A 17,863-nucleotide genomic window follows, 5' to 3' on the forward strand; every position below is an offset into this window, starting at 1 on the left:
TCAAACCATCTGCTCATAGCTGCTAGTTTATGCTTAAAAATATCCTTACATTATGCCAATTGGACACTCTTATAGGTTTAATAGACACTCTTAGCGAGCAAATTGTGAAGGCGTTAGCCCCGTATATTTAAGAAATCGGCGACCAAACGCACCATGATCCTGATAACCAACTGCTTGGGCAACAATCTGAATCGGGTAATCGGTGTGTAATAACAATGCTTGGGCTTTGTTCATGCGAGCCTTAGTAAGGTATTGCGTCACCGTTAACATCGTTTGTTCTTTAAATAATTTTTTAAACTGGGTCTGACTTAAACACGCAACATGAGCTAGCTGCTCATTACTAAGCGGCTCGGCCAAGTGTGTTTGAATATATTCCAGAACATTGAGAATGCGGCGATCCAAACGTTTCATGACAGATTGTTCGGATAACAGACAAACAAAGGTCTCAACCATTAATGTTTCGATGCTTTGATTAACCTGGTATTTCAACTGCTCATCAATAAAGTGCAAATAATGCAGTAATGGCTGAGAAACACTAAAAACGCTTACCTGTGTCTGGGCGATATTATCTGGCAGATGATTAAGGTCGGCCACCACAAACCGCGCCTTAGGCTCAGAGGTAAAATAGTGTGTTTGTTCGGCCTTGACGACCACACACTCCCCTGGCAAAACCTTGCCTGAAAAATCAGCCACCTCGATATTAATACCGCCCATCACCGGTAAAACCAGTTGATGGTAAGGATGGCTATGGCCCTTTTTGGTTAAATTATACGAGCGAATCGACAGAGAATTTTGGATAGGCACAACACAAGAAAAACCAAAGGGATGATGAAAAATTATACATAAGAGCACACCAGATTAAACCTCAAAGTGGCTCAAAAATTTACAAGTTGCCATAAAAAGGGGCCTAAAAGCCCCTTGATGCCACATAAAGCGCTCTAATTAACGATAAACCATACCGCCATCAATCAATGGCGCCTGACCTGTCATATAATCCGAATCAGGGCCTGCTAAATAGCTCACGAATGCCGCCACATCATCTGGGGTTTCAGCGCGCCCCAAGGCAATACCTTGAACAAATTTATCATACGTTTCGCCTTTAGCAGCGCCTGTTAAATCAGCAAAACGCTGGTCAATTTCTTCCCACATATCAGTGCCAACAATACCCGGGCAATAAGCGTTAATGGTAATGCCTTTGCTCGCATATTCAAGCGCCGCAGCCTGGGTGAGGCCACGCACGGCAAATTTAGTGGCAGAATAAATCCCTAACATTGCAAAGCCATTGTGTCCGGCAATAGATGAGGCGTTAATAATTTTGCCTTTATGACCAAGAGCAATAAATTTGGCGGCGGCTGATTGAATTCCCCACAAAGTGCCTTGGACATTAATTTTAAAGATTTTTTCAACTTCAGCAGGAGTTACATCACTAAGAGCATTAACTTGGCAAATCCCAGCGTTGTTGACCATGATATCAAATCCGCCCAACTCTTTTTCAGCATGATCAATAGCGGCAACGATCTGTTCTTTATCGCTAATATCAGCTTTGAACGTAGTTACCTTACGACCTAATCCTTTCACCTCTTCAGCGACCTGTTTAATTTTCTCTTCATTAAGGTCAACCAAAGCGATATCCGCTCCGTCTTTTGCTAACCGCAGTGCAATTCCACGCCCGATACCTTGACCGGAACCTGTAACTAACGCAACTTTTCCAGAAATAGCCATCATATCTCCTTAAGATAATTGTGGATTGTTCGAGTAAGCTTCGACTTATCAGTATGAAAAAACGTATGACCAATAAGCAAAGTGAGTCATCGCTACAAACTGATAACAGCCCGCTTGCGAAAATAGGAGAACTTGAAAGTCGTTATCAGTTTTTGCCATTCAGTAAGTTGGTCATGAAAAGCCATTTATATGGTGGCTCAACTAAACTGTTTGACTTAACCATTGTGACAAGATTGCTATAAATTAAAACTCACTAGCGCGTGATAAATAGCCAATAAATACGGGGCAATATATAAAGTTGTGAACCAGTAGACAGAATAAGAAAATATTTAAACAGTATTAAGGATATTAAAATATCGTTTTAAATAAGCGCATTTTATTTAGCAGAAAATAATCTTAGATAAATGCTAATTTAAAAGATAAAAAACCAGCAAAGATATAACTAGTTTCTTATCATGTATAAATAACAGCGCAATTAAATTTGTTCTTCAGGGCGCAATGTTAGCGCTTCATAACCATCATTGGTGACTAAAATTGTATGCTCCCACTGAGCTGACAATTTTTTATCGCGAGTGACAACTGTCCAACCATCCTTTTTGGTTTTAAGTTTAGGGCCGCCTTGGTTAATCATTGGCTCGATAGTAAAAATCATCCCGGGCTGCAACTTAAGCCCTGTGCCTTTCGTACCGTAATGTAGGACCTGCGGTGATTCATGCATTTCTCGGCCCACACCATGGCCGCAATATTCACGCACCACACTATATCCAGCATTTTCCGCATGCTGCTGAATTGCATGGCCGATATCCCCTAAAGTTGCGCCTGGCTTGACCTGCTCAATTCCCTTCCACATGGCTTCGTAAGTTTTGCTCACCAACCGTTTTGCCAGCGGCGATGCCTCTGGCATCACATACATTTTACTGGAATCGGCAATTAAACCATTTTTTTCCAGAGTGATATCTAAATTCACGATATCGCGACCCTTAAGCCGATATTCACTAGGCATTCCATGACAGATCACTTCGTTTACCGACGCATTTAAAACATAGGGATAATCGTACTGGCCTTTACTGGCGGGGCGAGACTTAAGCTCATTAACGATATAATCTTCCACGCGATCATTAATCGCCATCGTGGTCACGCCAGGGCGTACGAAATCGTCCAACATCGTGAAAACACTCGCCAACAAGCGGCAAGACTCTTTCATTAATTCTATTTCTTCAGCTGTTTTAATGACAACTTGTTGATCCATGGCTACATCATACCTTTTTTGTACAATAAACAGACTCACAGCAAAACCGCTTAAGCGGGCCGTTATGATCATTGAAAATGAGTTTACTATGAGCTGTATTATACATTTACTTAATAATTTTTTATACCGCTTCTAGTTAATTACTTAAGCGCCAAGCATCCCCATTTAACCCTATATTTAATAGTGTTATTAGCAGATATGAATGGTTTTATTAAATAAACGCAATGATAAAAAGAGAATAAAAAAGTCTGAATAATCCGAGCAAACAGACTATTCAGACAAAAGGGATAGAATATGAAAAAACTATCAGTAGACAGGGAATGTCAAAATTAATTACTTAGCAAATAACTGATCCATATCTTGGAACGATTTAAATTCAAGGGCATTGCCACATGGGTCAAACAGAAACATGGTGCCTTGCTCCCCCACTAATCCTTTAAAACGAACATACGGTTCAATTTCAAATTTCACGTTAAATGAGCGCAAGCGTTCGGCTAATGCTTCCCACTCATTCCATGGCAGAGCCACCCCAAAATGAGGAACAGGAACATTGTGACCATCAACTGAACTGGTATGGGCATGGGCGTCTTCTTGAGCCTGAGTTTTTGGGTGCTCATGGATCACCAACTGATGACCAAAAAAGTTAAAATCAACCCAATGTTCGCTAGAGCGCCCTTCTTCACATCCGAATACTTCGCCGTAAAACTTACGAGCAAGCGGTAAATCATAAACAGGCACTGCTAAATGAAAGGGAGAAATCGACATCTTTTAGGCTCCTAATGGCACAACGATTTATTAACTAAATGTTGAACTATCGTATAAAAGATGTATCAAAAATAAAAACGATATATATTTGAGCTAAACTCAAATTTTATTTGTATATGATTAAAGAACTCAAAACATTGGTTGCCGTTGCTCGCGAAGGTAGTTTTGCCGCCGCTGGTGCACAATTAGGGCTCACCCAAGCGGCTGTCAGTGCCCAAATGCAGCGTCTTGAAAGTAACTTAGGTGTCACTCTTTTCGAACGTAGTGGCCGCAGTGCCCGAATCAATGTGAAGGGACAACAGTTACTCCAGCAAGCACAGCAACTGTTAGCGATTTATCAAACTTTAGGCCATGAGCTTAAAGATCAGGATAATCCTCGCCAGCTCAAGATTGGCTCCATTGCATCCATTCAGCATGCCCTGCTTACGCCAGTGCTGGCTGATTTTTACCAAAAATTTACCCAGTGTAATTTGCAGATAACCCCAGGTGTTTCGGCAAATCTTCTCAACGAAGTCGATAGTGGCGCAATTGAGTTGGCGGCCATGATCCGCCCACCGTTTGCTCTTGATACCAATTTAAACTGGATTGAACTGGCCAAAGAGCCATTTGAGCTCATCACGGCTCGAACTCATGATAGTAATGATTGGCTACGCTGGCTCAGTGAAGAGCCATTTATTCGCTACCATCGAGCGTCTTATGGCGGACGTCAAATCGAGCAGTTTCTTATCCAGATGCGAATCAAGGTGCACGATATTTGCGAAACAGATGAGCTAGAATCAATTACCGATTTAGTGGCTCAAGGATTAGGCATCGCTTTAGTGCCGAAAACTAGGCCAAATCAAAAATGGCCCAAAGGAATCCGCGCAATCCAATTGGGCCATCATCAATTTTATCGGGAAATCGGCATATTACATCGCTTCAATCCACTATTAAGTGCACCAGCTAAATATCTAATTGAGCTGTTAAGCGCTAATTCATTCGATAAGCGGGAGTAACTTATCGGGTTACCTATCAAAAGCGCTTAGCAATTAAAAATTGCCTCAGTTATTTTTTACGTTTGCCTTGAACCGCTTTAAAGCGTGGATTGCTTTTACAGATAACAAATACCCGCCCGCGACGTTTCACAACTTAACAATCAGGGCTGCGATTTTTAGCGCTCTTAAGGGAAGTTAACACTTTCATAGTGCTGTTAATCCTTAGCTTTAGCTGCAGTTAAATGCGCAAAACGACGGTTAAAGTTAGCAACTCGACCCTCTTTACTCACCTGACGCTGTTTACCTGTGTAAAAAGGATGGGATGAAGAAGAGACATCAACTGTAAAATACGGGTACGTTTTCCCTTTGTATTCGATACGTTGATTAGTTTGCAAAGTTGAGCCAACTAAAAAATACTCATCAACACTGGTGTCATGAAAGACAACCGTTTGATATTCAGGATGGATGTTCGGTTTCATGCAGGCCTCGGACGCGTTAAAATATGTTATAAGGTAACAATCAATAATTAAATGATAATACTTCTCATTTACAAAATCAACAGAAAATAATCATGGACAAATATTTCACTCACCCGATTGGCTCAGCCCTACACTCATACGGACCAATCAAGATAATCTAGAAATTTTTTCGCAATAAAAAAGCGGGAACAATAGAAAAAACGATGGGAAAATAGGACAAGAAATTCGCCCCGCAATGCGATGCGGGACGAATGAATATACGAAGGTTATACAGAAAAGCGTTTAAACCATGTTGAATTATTAAATCTTAACCACTTGATTCAAGCGTGCACTTTCAATAGCCGCATCTAAAATTTTCAAAATCTCAATAGCCTGCTCCGCACTCACCGGTAAATCACCCTCACCAGTCACTGCTTTAGCAAATTGTGAGTAATAATCGTGATAGCGACCAGGTACAGATGCAACCGTTTGTTCCCCCTCTTGCGTTCGCAAAACAGGTAGGTGAGAAGGCTGCTCGTATCCCCAACCTTGCGGATCGTCAATAGGCCGTTTGCCAGCAAATAACGCTTCAGCCTGAACATCGGTTGCGGATGAATAATAACTGCCCTTTTCGCCATACACGATAAACTCTTTGGCCGCGATCCGGTTGATTTTACTCGCACTAACATAAGAGGTCGCACCACTGGCATGGGTTAGCGTCAACACAAAACTGGCGTTGGTCGGCCCCTGAGTCATTTCAATTTCATCTAAATGTGCATAAACAGCACTGACCGGCCCAAGCAAATAATAGGCTTGATCAACAACGTGACTTCCCAAATCACGCAATAAACCACCGTTAGGCCCGGCTTCTAACGATAACGGATCGTCGCAATCTAAACGCGAATGCATTCGCCAAATCTTGCCCAATTTATTTTGAGCTAAAACCTGACGCAATGTTTGAACGTCACTATCCCAACGACGATTGTGAAACGCGCCCAGCAAAACCCCTTTTTCTTTGGCCGCGTTAGCCATTTCACGACCCACTTCGGCATTAGGAGCAAAAGGTTTATCCGCAACGACATGCAAGCCTGCGCCAATCGCTTCTAGCACGAGTTCTCGGCGAGTATGAGGAGGAGTTGAAATCGTCACCGCATCAAGTGATTCAGATGCGGTCATTTCTGCTAAAGAGCTATAAACAGGAACATTAGGATAATCACTGTGAATTGCTTTTATTTTACTTTCAGAACGAGCCACAATTGCTGCAAGTTCTACATTCTCAGCAGCACAAATAAATGGAGCATGAAAATACCGCCCTCCATCTCCATAGCCAACTAAACCAATGCGCATATAATTCCTCTATTTAATTGATTTCCAATCCACGATTTATATCAGTACATTCGAATATTTAGTAAATCCTAATACATCGGCCAAACTAATATCAACGCTAAGAAACTGATGATTATTTTGAGCCAATTTTTAGAGTTCCAGAACTATTATCAGCATACCTTTTCAAACAAATTTGATAAGTATTTTTCCTAGATTTTTTTACTATTTCATTTGCAATAACCACTATTTAGACGTTTTTAACGATAAATTTAACCCTTCATTAAAATATTATTTTTACATTTAAAATCAATATGTTACAAACACAATTCGACACCTTAACTGTGATTATTTTTTATCCAGATTAGAAATTAATTTTTCAGTGTGTTAGGGTAAATATGTACTAGTCACAGAGGAAGAAAGTTTTGATTTGTCGAAAGAATAATATTTTTATCTTATCCACATCAAAATCAGAGTTGCGCCTGCATAATCTCATTACACATTTTATTATCCCCTTTATTCTTCCCTGACTGCCTCATTATTTAGCCCGTTAGTCCTTTAGATATTATCAATATTAATCACGGAACAAGGACTTTTAGGTTAAGCGTAATTTCAATTTTGTTTTTTGAAATGATGAGGATCATCAATGAGTATTAGAACTAATTATAATCTGCGCTATATATTAATGATCTGCGGTGTTGCCGCTTTAGGTGGTTTGCTATTGGGCTATGACACAGCGGTTATTTCCGGTGCGATCATGCCGATTAAACAATTTTTTCATCTCTCTTCTGTTGGCGTTGGTTGGGCTGTTTCTAACGTTGCAATTGGTTGTATCGCTGGGGCCTTTATCTCTGGGCACTTAGCACAAAAACTCGGCCGTAAAAAAGCACTATTACTTGCGGCTCTACTCTTTACCATTTCTGCAATTGGCGCGGCCTTAGTCGGCAGTTTTGTTTGGTTCATTATTTATCGGATGATTGGCGGCTTTGCTGTTGGTATCGCCTCCACTGTATCACCCATGTATATGAGTGAAGTTTCACCTAAAGAGATCAGAGGTCGAGCTTTAGGTATGCAGAACTTTGCAATTGTCGGTGGCCAGGTCGTTATTTTCATTGTGAACTTTCTCATTGCTAAAGGGGCAACCGATCAATGGCTTTCAGATGTCGGGTGGCGAATCATGATCGGTTCTGAAGCTATCCCCTGTTTAGCGTTTTGTCTGTTTGCACTATTTATTCCTGAGTCTCCACGTTGGTTACTCAGCACCGGCAAAAGCCATCGAGCCGCGAAAACATTGAAAAAAATTGGTGGTGAAAATTACGCCGAAAAAATGCTTAAAGATATCGAGGTTTCACTAAAAGAAAATACCTCGAAAGCTCAGCAAGATTCAGCCAATACCCTGATTAAGCAAGGAAGATTTTGGTTCTTTGCGTTTATCGCCTGCACGGTTGCCATGATTCAGCAAGCCAGTGGCGTAAATGTCATGATGTACTTTGCCCCAGTTGTTTTAAACAAAGTCACAGGTAACAATGAAACGGCTCTGTTCTTAACTATCTGGATTGGTGTTTTCCAACTTATCGGAACCTATATTGGCTCAATGCTAATGGATAAAGTTGGCCGAATCCCAATGCTAAAAATGGGCTCGGTAGGCGCTGTTATTGGCCTTCTAATCACCTCTTACTTTATGTACAACTCAGCAGGTCTAACAGGTCAGGCAGCTATTACGAGTGGGTATTTCACCCTCTCAGGGATGCTTATATTTATGCTGTGTTTCTCCTTTTCATGGGGACTTGGCGCATGGATTGTCATCTCGGAACTATTCCCCAACCGAATGCGCTCGTTAGGCATGTCACTGGCAGTAACATCGCTGTGGCTAAGTAACTTTGTGATTGGCTTAGTCTTTCCAATCCTTAACGATAACCCTTGGTTAAACGCACATTTTCATGGCGCATTTTCAATGTGGTTATTTGCAGCAATCATGGCTGCATCCATTCCATTCATCTATCGATTCCTGCCTGAAACCAATGGCGTTCAGTTAGAAAAAATGGAATCGCATGTACTCAACTATGCCAAACGTGACCGCTCTAAATCGCTGTCACTGCGTAAAGGCTTTGAGTTCATCAAATTATGGGAGACCAATAAATGAGTACTTCACTAATGAAAAATTTATTACAGTTAATGAAGCAATCGATATCCAAAGCAATCCTCCTGCATGGGGCATCCATTCAGCCTCAAGTGGGATACCAGCAGTTAGCAGCTGAACCCAAAGGACCAAATGCGCCGAAATCGGGAACAACTAAAGCCCCTGCGCTTAAAGCAAAATCCATGACTCAGCAAAAACCATCATTTAGCTAATGTTCCTGGCTTGTAATCCATTGTTTGTGAGTTTTTAAGGTTCTAATCTAAGAGCTTTTCTCGCTAACAATTGATTACAAGTACCCTTGGTTATCCCCAATAGTGACAAACCAGTAAATATGGTAAATTGACGCCTTTGCTTTTTTACCAATAGGATTGTCAATGCAGGAAAGGAAGTCTAATACGTATCGCCAGTTCACTTTTTGTGGATTCATCGCTTTTGTTTTATTGCTCCTGCAAGGATGCCAAGAGCACAAGGTAGACCCTGCTAAATACCTTGATACGGTCATAAATGAAGGTAATGTCGCCCAGATTATTGCCATTGTTGGCCAAAAAAAACCTCAGCTTAGCAAGCCGCAAGCATTGTTTTTACTAGAACTAAAAACAATCACTCAAGGCAAAGACAGCTATCGAAAAAATTTCATCAACGCGCATCAGCCTCGCGACCAAGATGACCTTGTGGATTCAGCAGATTTTAATCGAATTCGCAAAGCTATCTTTGAAGACTTTGAAGCTAAACACGTAACTTTGCGTAAAATTTTCTCTGAACTGGACAAGCGCCAGCAACTGACAGAATCCTATCGATTAAAGTATTTATCTTTATATAAAAAAGTAGACAGCTACAACCTAGCGCAACAGAAGAAGATTGAATTTTTAGCACTTAATCGGCGAAAAATTCAAAATGAAGTGAAGAAAAAAGTAAGCATTGAAGTGGCCCGAATCATTCCCAGACAAGGTGTTTATTTGATGCTATTTAAGTTTACTAACCACATGAAAACGCCCATCAATGAGCTTGATTTTGAGTTGACCTTAAAAGATAAACACGGCCAAAAGATAACGACCTTCAAAAGTGGCATTTCTAACTTTAGTATCACTGATACTCAGACACTAACAATGCCCTACAGCTATCAATCAAAATGGCAGGCAGATCAGTTTTGGGATTTAGAAAAAGCCGATTTAAGCGGCCATTTAAGCAGTGATTATGTCATCACAAAATTGAAATCACTTGGCAAGACCTGGCCCGACTATGGCAAGTATACGGATATAGAACACTTAAAAAACCAGCACTATCACTCGCCAGAAAAACTCACAGGCAAAGGCCCTTATACATCCGATGTGCTCAAAGCTCGGGTCAATAAAGTCGAAAAAGAAGTGCAGCAGAAAATCCAAGCGCAGACCCCAATCATCACCCACTATCGCAAGTTTACCTACCGCTTTATCGATATGGATAAGTTAGTTCAGCGCCTTCGGCATTATTAGCTAACTAAAAAAATACATACATATCAATCATATACAAAGCCTGTTTTGCCCAAATCATGACTAAGTAAGCGTGCATTGCTGCAAGCTTACTTAGCTCTTAGCTTCGCCATATCTATTAGCTATCAAATTTTTCTTTCCTTAAGTCATTCTTAAGCTTGGCTAAATACACTAGCGCTCATGATAAGGAATCGTGCGTAGATACGCGGCAATATCGGTACTTCTAAGATGAGTGACACTTATACACATAAAGGAATTAAACGAATCGTTTATGCCACAGGTTATTCGATTCAAGGGCTTAAATATGCCTGGAGAGAAGCAGCTTTTCGTCAAGAAATTTGCTGTTGCCTGCCGCTGATGATCCTAACGGGGTTTCTTCCTATTTCAGCGGTAGAACAAGTGCTACTGGTCATGAGTTTAACCGGAATTTTAATTACAGAAGTCATTAATTCTGCGATTGAAGCTGTCGTTGACCGTATCGGTACCGATTGGAATGAATACAGCAAAATGGCCAAAGACCTCGGTTCCATGGCCGTTTTACTCGCTATCTTTTTGGCCATCTTTACTTGGGTAACTATTTTAATCGTATGAAAAACTTCTTTTCTAACTTAAAGCTATCTAACGCAAATTACACGCTTTTGTTGTCAGTGTTTATTACTCTGATCCCCAACATTGCTATCTACACAGATATCTTTCACATCCTTGCAAAGCTGGATGATTTTAGTGTTGGCTTTGTTATCTCGATTCCATTCTTCTTCATCTTTGCCTACAACATTATTTTTAATGCAATCACGTGGCCGTTTATCACTAAGCCTATTGCGGTCATCTTGATTTTGTTGTCATGTGCGTTGTTCTTTGCCGAATATAACTACGGCATCTTCTTTGACCGCAATATGATCCAAAACATTTTCGAAACCGACTCTAGCGAAGCGCTATCGTATTCAAGTTGGTTTGCTCTGCTATGGTTTGCAGTCATTGGTATTTTGCCATCGATTATTTTTTCATGTATTCGCATTAAAAAAGAATCAGTCATTAAGTTTGTGCTCAAAAAAGTTCTGTATATTGTTGCCAGTGCCGCCGGCATTGTGCTGATTGCCTCGATGTTTTATCAAGATTACGCATCGGTTGTGCGCAACAACAAATACCTAGGCGATCGAATGGTGCCAGCAAGCTTTATCCATAGCACCATTCAATATCTAAACCGAACCTATTTCACCAAACCAATCCCTTATACCAAACTTGCTTTAGATGCCCACCAAACAGCAAATGCCCTTGCTCAAGCGAAAAGCAAGCCAACGTTGCTCATCATGGTATTAGGTGAAACAGCTCGCGCCCAAAACTATCAGGTAAATGGCTATCAACGTGACACGACACCCTATACCAATAATCTGCCAAATATGATCCGTTTTAAAGATGCAGCCAGTTGTGGCACTGCCACGGCTATCTCTGTGCCATGTATGTTCTCTCGCATGAACAGAAAAGACCTCAATCTGGCTAAAGCGCCTCGTCAGGATAACGTTTTAGATATATTTGAGCGCGCAGGGATTGATGTTTTATGGAAAGAAAACGATGGCGGCGATAAAAAAGTCGCGCAGCACATCAAAGAAATCACGCTCGATCCGAAACAGAAGTCACCACTATGTGATGGCTCGACCTGCTACGATATGGCACTCTTAAATAACCTTGATCAACAGATAAGCGATATGAAAGGTAACCGGGTTATCGTATTGCATTTAATCGGCAGCCACGGTCCGACCTACTATCGACGCTATCCCGCTGACATGGGCTATTTCAAACCAAACTGTAACCGAGCAGATATCGAAAACTGTTCCGTAGAGCAAATCAAAAATACCTACGATAATAGCTTGCGATACACTGACTTTGTGGTGAAATCATTAATCGACAAACTCAAAGGTAAAGCGAATCAATTTAACACCGCACTGATTTATATGTCCGATCACGGTGAATCACTCGGTGAAGATGGGATTTTCTTACACGGAGCCCCTTACAGCTTTGCCCCAATTTATCAACGCCGGGTCCCGCTAATGGTTTGGCTATCACCAGATATCCAAAAAGAACAAGGGATAAGCCTAACATGTATGAAATCTTACTCGAAAAAGACTGACCACTTTAGCCAAGATAACTTGTTCGACTCTCTCTTAGGGATCATGGATGTAAAAACTGCCATCTATCGAGCGCAGCAAGATATCTTTAAACCTTGTCGAAACTAACTTATCTTACAGAGGAGCTAAATGCTCCTCTTCTTTTACTCTATTTTATTGGTTTACATCATATCGTCACAAAGCTGTATCGTTCAAAATTGATTTGTTTTCAATAAATTGTATCTGTGAACATGTCCAAAACTGATTTTGCTTTAACGCTACCCAATCATGCCCAACGTCTTTTACTACATTCTTGCTGTGCACCATGTTCTGCAAGCATCCTTGAGCGACTGGTAGAAGCTGATATTGATGTCACGGTCTATTTTTATAACCCCAATATTCAACCGCAACAAGAGTATCTACTGCGTAAAGAGCAAAACATCCGTTTTGCCAAAAAACTCGGAGTGACCTTAATTGATGGTGACTATGATGCTAAAACATGGCTAAAACGCACCAAAGATTTAGCGCATGAACCAGAACGAGGCCAACGCTGTACACTTTGTTTTGATATTCGCTTAGAACAAACAGCTCGATTTGCCCATCAACATCATTTCGAATTGTTCAGCTCAACGCTTGGGATCTCCCGTTGGAAAAATCTAGAACAAGTTCACCAATGTGGAGAAAAAGCCGCAACCGCCTACCCTAATCTTCACTATTGGTCATTTAACTGGCGCAAAAAAGGCGGTTCGCAACGCATGGTGGAACTTGCCAAACAAGAGCATTTCTACCAGCAACAGTACTGTGGTTGTGTCTATTCACTGCGCGACACCAACAAATGGCGGAAAATAAAGGGGCTTGATGTGATTGATATTGGCTCTGAATATTACCAATAAATACCGCCTTGCACCAAAGCGTTAGCTATTTCACATCATCAATGCATAAGGGTTGTGTTCATCGTCTAAACTTCACAAAGTAAAGCAAGTTTGAATCCAAAATAATTGCACGACACAAACTAAAATGGGGTACACAATGACAACTTCACACGCAAAATGTCCCATTATGCACGGTGGCGTCACATCAAAAGAGATGTCCAATACCCACTGGTGGCCGCATACGCTCAATTTAGACATCCTTCATCAACATGATAGAAAAACTAACCCGCAAGATAGCGATTTTAACTATCGAGAAGAGCTCAAAAAACTCGATGTAAACGCCCTTAAGAATGATCTAAAAGCGCTAATGACCGACAGCCAAGATTGGTGGCCCGCCGATTGGGGACATTATGGTGGCCTGATGATCCGCATGGCGTGGCATTCGGCAGGCAGCTACCGAATTGCTGATGGTCGAGGCGGTGGCGCGTGTGGTAATCAGCGATTTGCTCCATTAAATTCCTGGCCCGATAACGTCAACTTAGACAAAGCCCGTCGCCTACTCTGGCCCATTAAGAAAAAATACGGTAATAAAATCAGCTGGGCGGATTTAATCATCTTAGCGGGGACCATGGCCTATGAATCAATGGGGTTAAAAACTTACGGCTTTGCCTTTGGTCGAGAAGACATTTGGCATCCCCAAAAAGATACTTATTGGGGTTCTGAACAGCAGTGGTTAGCCCCAAGTTCAGATGAAAACAGCCGCTATTCTGGTCAGCGAAATTTAGAAAACCCGTTAGCCGCGGTGATGATGGGCCTCATTTACGTGAATCCTGAAGGCGTTGATTCTAACCCGGATCCACTTAAAACCGCACAAGATATGCGCGTTACATTTGAGCGAATGGCAATGGATGATGAAGAAACCGTTGCCTTAACCGCAGGCGGACACACCGTTGGCAAGTGCCATGGTAATGGTGACGTTGCCAATCTTGGCCCAGAACCGGAAGCGGCAGAATTAGAAGATCAAGGCTTAGGTTGGATGAACCATCAATCGCGAGGCATTGGTCGCAACACGCTCAGTAGCGGCATTGAAGGCGCTTGGACAACCAATCCGACACGTTGGGACAATGGCTATTTTAAACTACTGTTTGGCTATGACTGGAAGCTTAATAAAAGTCCGGCGGGTGCGTGGCAGTGGGAACCGATTGATATTGCCCCTGAAGATATGCCAGCTGATGTGGAAGACCCAACCATTGCACGAATGCCAATTATGACCGACGCTGATATGGCATTAAAAATAGACCCTGATTATCGCAAGATTGCCGAACGCTTCGCCAAAGAACCAGAGTACTTTGCACAAACATTTGCCAAAGCGTGGTTTAAACTGACCCACCGCGACTTAGGGCCTAAATCTCGTTATGTAGGACCCGATATTCCTAAAGAAGATCTCATCTGGCAGGACCCAATTCCGAAAGGACCCGTTAACTATGACATTAAAGCAATCAAAACTAAAATTGCAGAATCGGGCTTGAACATTTCGCAAATGGTCACGACCGCATGGGATAGTGCCCGAACATTTCGCGGCTCAGATAAACGCGGTGGAGCCAACGGAGCCAGAATACGCTTAGAACCACAATGTTCATGGCCTGGTAACGAGCCCGAACAATTAACAAAAGTGCTGAGAATTCTTGAGCCCATTGCCAAACAAAATGGCGTTAGTGTTGCAGATACTATCGTATTGGCAGGTAACTTAGGTATTGAGCAAGCCCTAAAAGCTGCTGGATTTAATATAGAGCTGCCTTTTTTGCCCGGTCGAGGTGATGCCACAGAACAGATGACAGATATTCCATCATTTGCCGTTTTAGAACCGCTGGCTGATGGGTTTCGTAACTGGTTAAAACAAGAGTATGCAGTAAAACCAGAAGAGTTATTACTCGATAGAGCGCAATTGATGGGGCTAACGGCTCCACAAATGAGTGTTTTGCTCGCAGGCATGCGTGTGCTGGGCACCAACTACGGCGGGAGTGATTTAGGCGTATTTACGGACCGAGTGGGTGTGCTTAGCAACGACTTTTTTGTCAATCTGACGGATATGAATTATCGCTGGGAACCTAAATCTGAGAATCTTTATCAGCTCTATGATAGAACGACAGGACAACTCAAATGGAGCGCAACGCGGGTTGATCTGGTCTTTGGTTCAAATTCGATTCTTCGCGCCTATGCTGAATTCTATGCTCAAGATGATAACCTTGAAAAATTCATCCACGATTTCATTCAGGCTTGGACCCAAGTCATGAATGCTGATCGCTTTGATCTGATGGCTGAAGAGTAAATTTTTGCCCGGGCATTATGCCTGGGCATTAAATACAGACTAAGCGTTATCTGAATCACACTGACAATTATTTGGCTCTTTTTTCACAATAGGCCAAATTCTTGAAAGCAGAACAAAAATCACCGCTCCCACAAACAAAAAGCCAGCAGCAATCTTAAGTGACAGAGAAAATCCGTACTGAGCACTAGGCGCTGACTGCAGAATATAATTAACCATCGGTGGGCCAGCAATTTGCCCAATACTAAATAGCGCAGTTAACAATCCCATATAACGGGCAGCTTGGCTAGGACGAAGGCGCATCACCTCTTGCATGGTAAAAAAGTTAATCGCGTTAAATGGCAGCCCGGCCAAAAAACTACTGATAAAAAATCCCGACACTGTTGGAACGATCATCGCGCCTATCACTCCAGCACCTTCCATCAAATAGCAAATTGTCAAAGCTAAGCGCGGGTCTTTAAGTCGTCCTAAGCGGGTCGCAACAATCGAACCTACCACTGCAGCTAAACCAAATGCAGGCCAAAAAAGGTCGAGCCAAAAAGATGCCGAAGCAGGTAAAGTATCGCGGGCAATAACGGGCAGGTATGTCGCGGTAATAATATAGCCAAATCCAGCAAAGCCGTATGCTAGAGAAAACAGCGACATCTCATACCAGTTAGTTTTTTCATCAGGCTGCTGAGCCAATATGGGGTGATTTTTAACCGGATTTGGCTCATCGGTTAAAAATAGCCGCCAAGTCAGAGCAACTAACACCGAGGCGATAATGCCAAAACTCAACCACCCCGTATGCGAACTCCAATGCCACTGCACCATCGCGCTCACAATAAAACCTGACAACGTGATACCCAGTCCCACCCCAACAAACATAATACTACCGAGCTGACCTTTTCCCTGCTCAGTTAACAGCGCCAGAGTCCATTTAGAAGTATGGACCAATACAACAGAACAAATAATCCCCGCCAGAAATCGAACGATAATCCAACTAAATTGATTGCTCGCTAGCATGGCGAAGGTTAAAACTGCAGTTAAAACTAACCCCCAGCGGGTTATGGTAGCGCTCGACCACAACTGCGGTAATCCCATACATAAAACAGCGCCCAGCAGATATCCCAGATAATTGGCACTAGCTAATGTGCTGCCAAACGATAAATTTAATACACCATCATGAATCATCATTGGTAATAATGGTGTAAAGGCGAAACGACCAATTCCCATGGCTACTGCAAGCGAAACAGCACCGCCCAAAACAATACTCCAAGCAGGAGGGAGTCGTCGCAGCGAAGATGAAGATGCCTCAGTTTTCATCAGAAATCCCCTTCAGCTATCGTTTGGGTTAACCCAGCGGCTTGCCATTGAACAGGACCATCTTCAAGACGTCTCGCTTTATATCCCAGCGCTTGCAGTGCGTTAACTGCTTCATAAGACAAGATGCAATTTGGCCCACGACAATAAGCCACTACATTCATATCAGTAGGTAGTTCATTTAAATGAATAGCGAGCTCCCCAAGTGGAATATTGAGAGCCCCAATAATGTGGCTACGCTCATATTCCTCTTTAGGACGTACATCAATAATCGTGACCTGTTCACTGGCAATCAAAGTTTGCAACTGCTCGCGAGAAATAGGCTGAAGTTTTTCTTGCGAACACAGGTAGTCAGCTCGCAACTGGCGAATTACGGCATGCTGACGCTGTGAAATAGCCCGAAGAGAGCTAATCAGCGCCAAATACTCATCTCTATCTTGCAACTCATAATAAAGGTGCTTGCCCATCCGAGTGTAGGTAACCAAACCCGCTCGTCGCAAAATTTGCAGATGTTGAGAAGTATTGGCCACAGAAAGTCCCGAGCGTTTAGATAACTGCTCAACACTAAGCGACTGCTCTTTAAGTAGCTCGAGCAGTTGTAGCCGTCGGACATTTGAAACCGCACTAGCACGCGACGCAAGGTCTTCCAATTCACTCATATCAGTAGCCTTCTCATCAATCAATCATTCAACATATTAATTGATTGTAGCGTAAACCAAAGTAACTTCAATGAATTAACGCTGGCGTCCAGTGGTAAATAAATTGCTTAATTAGCATTATGTTCGTCAAGTGTGCGATGCATTTTTTCTGCATCCATGTGTTTAGCGATGGCCGTACGCATAGCTTTAAACATGATGCCACTGGTAATCGTAGACAGGCCAATTGTGAAAAACGCACTCACAATCAAGTCCACAATATATGAACCCGAACGAATCAAAACAGGGCGATATATCAGTATTCCTGCAAAGATAACCCAATGGCTAAAACAATAAAAACATTGGAACAGGTAACCAAACATATGTGACTTTTTACTCACGAACTCTCGCAACGGACGAAATAGCTCTGTTTGAGTCACTGTAATTGAAATACAACTAGCAGCTAGAGATAAAACAAAAACAACCCATAATGGATAAAATGACTGTTCAATAAACATAACCTAAC

At 42.1% G+C, this 17,863-nt stretch carries 18 protein-coding genes and 1 pseudogene; 9 read left to right on the plus strand and 10 right to left on the minus strand.

Features of this window, described 5'->3' with window-relative positions:
• Positions 1-90 precede the first annotated feature (90 nt).
• Together ABTQ23_RS02905 and ABTQ23_RS02910 are read right to left on the minus strand one after the other, a co-directional pair.
• Entirely contained in the window at positions 91-804 is a 714-nt protein-coding gene (locus ABTQ23_RS02905; RefSeq protein ID WP_408614138.1) for an AraC family transcriptional regulator, read from the minus strand.
• A 138-nt stretch (positions 805-942) separates the two neighbouring features.
• Positions 943-1,722: an acetoin reductase gene (locus tag ABTQ23_RS02910; protein WP_408614498.1), complete on the minus strand. Its 780-nt coding sequence runs from the start codon at positions 1,720-1,722 to the stop codon at positions 943-945.
• A 65-nt stretch (positions 1,723-1,787) separates the two neighbouring features.
• Here ABTQ23_RS02910 and ABTQ23_RS02915 point away from each other — a divergent pair, with 65 nt between their 5' ends.
• A complete protein-coding gene (locus tag ABTQ23_RS02915; RefSeq protein WP_408614139.1) occupies positions 1,788-1,964 on the plus strand; it encodes a hypothetical protein in 177 nt (58 codons plus the stop codon).
• Positions 1,965-2,197: 233 nt separating this feature from the next.
• Here ABTQ23_RS02915 and map read toward each other — a convergent pair whose 3' ends face one another.
• Complete coding sequence (gene map / locus ABTQ23_RS02920) at positions 2,198-2,971, minus strand: type I methionyl aminopeptidase (protein ID WP_408614140.1); 774 nt, start codon at positions 2,969-2,971, stop codon at positions 2,198-2,200.
• Positions 2,972-3,304: 333 nt separating this feature from the next.
• Positions 3,305-3,736, minus strand: coding sequence for a VOC family protein (locus ABTQ23_RS02925; RefSeq protein ID WP_408614141.1), 432 nt, complete (start codon positions 3,734-3,736; stop codon positions 3,305-3,307).
• Between the two features lie 116 nt (positions 3,737-3,852).
• On the opposite strand from ABTQ23_RS02925, the gene ABTQ23_RS02930 reads away from it, so the two are divergent.
• Positions 3,853-4,731 (plus strand): LysR family transcriptional regulator, encoded by an 879-nt coding sequence (locus tag ABTQ23_RS02930; RefSeq protein ID WP_408614142.1) that lies wholly within the window; start codon positions 3,853-3,855, stop codon positions 4,729-4,731.
• A 49-nt stretch (positions 4,732-4,780) separates the two neighbouring features.
• Here the strand turns inward: ABTQ23_RS02930 and ykgO are convergent.
• The 3 genes and pseudogenes from ykgO to ABTQ23_RS02945 all read right to left on the minus strand — a co-directional run bounded on the left by ykgO (position 4,781) and on the right by ABTQ23_RS02945 (position 6,515).
• Positions 4,781-4,918, minus strand: a pseudogene (ykgO, locus tag ABTQ23_RS02935) (type B 50S ribosomal protein L36).
• 7 nt (positions 4,919-4,925) lie between these two features.
• On the minus strand, positions 4,926-5,189 hold the full coding sequence (locus ABTQ23_RS02940) for a type B 50S ribosomal protein L31 (protein WP_408614143.1): 264 nt from the start codon (positions 5,187-5,189) through the stop codon (positions 4,926-4,928).
• A 300-nt stretch (positions 5,190-5,489) separates the two neighbouring features.
• A complete protein-coding gene (locus ABTQ23_RS02945) occupies positions 5,490-6,515 on the minus strand; it encodes a Gfo/Idh/MocA family oxidoreductase (protein WP_408614144.1) in 1,026 nt (341 codons plus the stop codon).
• 622 nt (positions 6,516-7,137) lie between these two features.
• On the opposite strand from ABTQ23_RS02945, the gene ABTQ23_RS02950 reads away from it, so the two are divergent.
• From ABTQ23_RS02950 to katG, 7 genes are all read left to right on the plus strand, one after another.
• Positions 7,138-8,634 carry a sugar porter family MFS transporter gene (locus ABTQ23_RS02950; RefSeq protein ID WP_408614145.1) on the plus strand — a complete coding sequence of 499 codons (1,497 nt, stop codon included), beginning with the start codon at positions 7,138-7,140 and terminating at the stop codon, positions 8,632-8,634.
• Positions 8,631-8,843 (plus strand): hypothetical protein, encoded by a 213-nt coding sequence (locus ABTQ23_RS02955; RefSeq protein ID WP_408614146.1) that lies wholly within the window; start codon positions 8,631-8,633, stop codon positions 8,841-8,843. The genes ABTQ23_RS02950 and ABTQ23_RS02955 overlap by 4 nt, the downstream gene beginning before the upstream one ends.
• A gap of 162 nt (positions 8,844-9,005) precedes the next feature.
• Entirely contained in the window at positions 9,006-10,103 is a 1,098-nt protein-coding gene (locus ABTQ23_RS02960) for a hypothetical protein (RefSeq protein ID WP_408614147.1), read from the plus strand.
• Between the two features lie 225 nt (positions 10,104-10,328).
• Positions 10,329-10,691 carry a diacylglycerol kinase gene (locus ABTQ23_RS02965; protein WP_408614148.1) on the plus strand — a complete coding sequence of 121 codons (363 nt, stop codon included), beginning with the start codon at positions 10,329-10,331 and terminating at the stop codon, positions 10,689-10,691.
• The gene (locus ABTQ23_RS02970; protein ID WP_408614149.1) at positions 10,688-12,331 is read left to right on the plus strand and encodes a phosphoethanolamine transferase; all 1,644 of its coding nucleotides are present in this window, start codon (positions 10,688-10,690) and stop codon (positions 12,329-12,331) included. The genes ABTQ23_RS02965 and ABTQ23_RS02970 overlap by 4 nt, the downstream gene beginning before the upstream one ends.
• Positions 12,332-12,453: 122 nt before the next feature.
• Entirely contained in the window at positions 12,454-13,095 is a 642-nt protein-coding gene (locus tag ABTQ23_RS02975; RefSeq protein WP_408614150.1) for an epoxyqueuosine reductase QueH, read from the plus strand.
• A gap of 136 nt (positions 13,096-13,231) precedes the next feature.
• Positions 13,232-15,403 carry a catalase/peroxidase HPI gene (gene katG / locus ABTQ23_RS02980; RefSeq protein ID WP_408614151.1) on the plus strand — a complete coding sequence of 724 codons (2,172 nt, stop codon included), beginning with the start codon at positions 13,232-13,234 and terminating at the stop codon, positions 15,401-15,403.
• A 39-nt stretch (positions 15,404-15,442) separates the two neighbouring features.
• Here katG and ABTQ23_RS02985 read toward each other — a convergent pair whose 3' ends face one another.
• The 3 genes from ABTQ23_RS02985 to ABTQ23_RS02995 form a co-directional block, all read right to left on the minus strand.
• The gene (locus tag ABTQ23_RS02985; protein WP_408614152.1) at positions 15,443-16,705 is read right to left on the minus strand and encodes a YbfB/YjiJ family MFS transporter; all 1,263 of its coding nucleotides are present in this window, start codon (positions 16,703-16,705) and stop codon (positions 15,443-15,445) included.
• Positions 16,705-17,361, minus strand: coding sequence for a metalloregulator ArsR/SmtB family transcription factor (locus ABTQ23_RS02990; protein WP_408614153.1), 657 nt, complete (start codon positions 17,359-17,361; stop codon positions 16,705-16,707). Before ABTQ23_RS02990 ends, ABTQ23_RS02985 begins: the two co-directional genes overlap by 1 nt.
• 107 nt (positions 17,362-17,468) lie before the next feature.
• Positions 17,469-17,855 (minus strand): hypothetical protein, encoded by a 387-nt coding sequence (locus ABTQ23_RS02995; protein ID WP_408614154.1) that lies wholly within the window; start codon positions 17,853-17,855, stop codon positions 17,469-17,471.
• Between the last annotated feature and the right edge of the window lie 8 nt (positions 17,856-17,863).

Origin of the sequence: Celerinatantimonas sediminis, from assembly GCF_046054195.1 — a bacterium.
In the GTDB taxonomy this organism is placed as follows: Bacteria; Pseudomonadota; Gammaproteobacteria; order Enterobacterales; family Celerinatantimonadaceae; genus Celerinatantimonas.

Coding starts and splice junctions, on each gene's coding strand:
- ABTQ23_RS02955 (WP_408614146.1), top strand. CDS start 8,631: ATGAGTACTTCACTAATGAAAAATTTATTACAGTTAATGAAGCAATCG.
- ABTQ23_RS02940 (WP_408614143.1), bottom strand. CDS start 5,189: ATGAAACCGAACATCCATCCTGAATATCAAACGGTTGTCTTTCATGAC.
- ABTQ23_RS02965 (WP_408614148.1), top strand. CDS start 10,329: ATGAGTGACACTTATACACATAAAGGAATTAAACGAATCGTTTATGCC.
- ABTQ23_RS02975 (WP_408614150.1), top strand. CDS start 12,454: ATGTCCAAAACTGATTTTGCTTTAACGCTACCCAATCATGCCCAACGT.
- katG (WP_408614151.1), top strand. CDS start 13,232: ATGACAACTTCACACGCAAAATGTCCCATTATGCACGGTGGCGTCACA.
- ABTQ23_RS02960 (WP_408614147.1), top strand. CDS start 9,006: ATGCAGGAAAGGAAGTCTAATACGTATCGCCAGTTCACTTTTTGTGGA.
- ABTQ23_RS02990 (WP_408614153.1), bottom strand. CDS start 17,361: ATGAGTGAATTGGAAGACCTTGCGTCGCGTGCTAGTGCGGTTTCAAAT.
- ABTQ23_RS02930 (WP_408614142.1), top strand. CDS start 3,853: ATGATTAAAGAACTCAAAACATTGGTTGCCGTTGCTCGCGAAGGTAGT.
- ABTQ23_RS02915 (WP_408614139.1), top strand. CDS start 1,788: ATGACCAATAAGCAAAGTGAGTCATCGCTACAAACTGATAACAGCCCG.
- ABTQ23_RS02910 (WP_408614498.1), bottom strand. CDS start 1,722: ATGGCTATTTCTGGAAAAGTTGCGTTAGTTACAGGTTCCGGTCAAGGT.
- ABTQ23_RS02925 (WP_408614141.1), bottom strand. CDS start 3,736: ATGTCGATTTCTCCCTTTCATTTAGCAGTGCCTGTTTATGATTTACCG.
- map (WP_408614140.1), bottom strand. CDS start 2,971: ATGGATCAACAAGTTGTCATTAAAACAGCTGAAGAAATAGAATTAATG.
- ABTQ23_RS02970 (WP_408614149.1), top strand. CDS start 10,688: ATGAAAAACTTCTTTTCTAACTTAAAGCTATCTAACGCAAATTACACG.
- ABTQ23_RS02945 (WP_408614144.1), bottom strand. CDS start 6,515: ATGCGCATTGGTTTAGTTGGCTATGGAGATGGAGGGCGGTATTTTCAT.
- ABTQ23_RS02985 (WP_408614152.1), bottom strand. CDS start 16,705: ATGAAAACTGAGGCATCTTCATCTTCGCTGCGACGACTCCCTCCTGCT.
- ABTQ23_RS02950 (WP_408614145.1), top strand. CDS start 7,138: ATGAGTATTAGAACTAATTATAATCTGCGCTATATATTAATGATCTGC.
- ABTQ23_RS02995 (WP_408614154.1), bottom strand. CDS start 17,855: ATGTTTATTGAACAGTCATTTTATCCATTATGGGTTGTTTTTGTTTTA.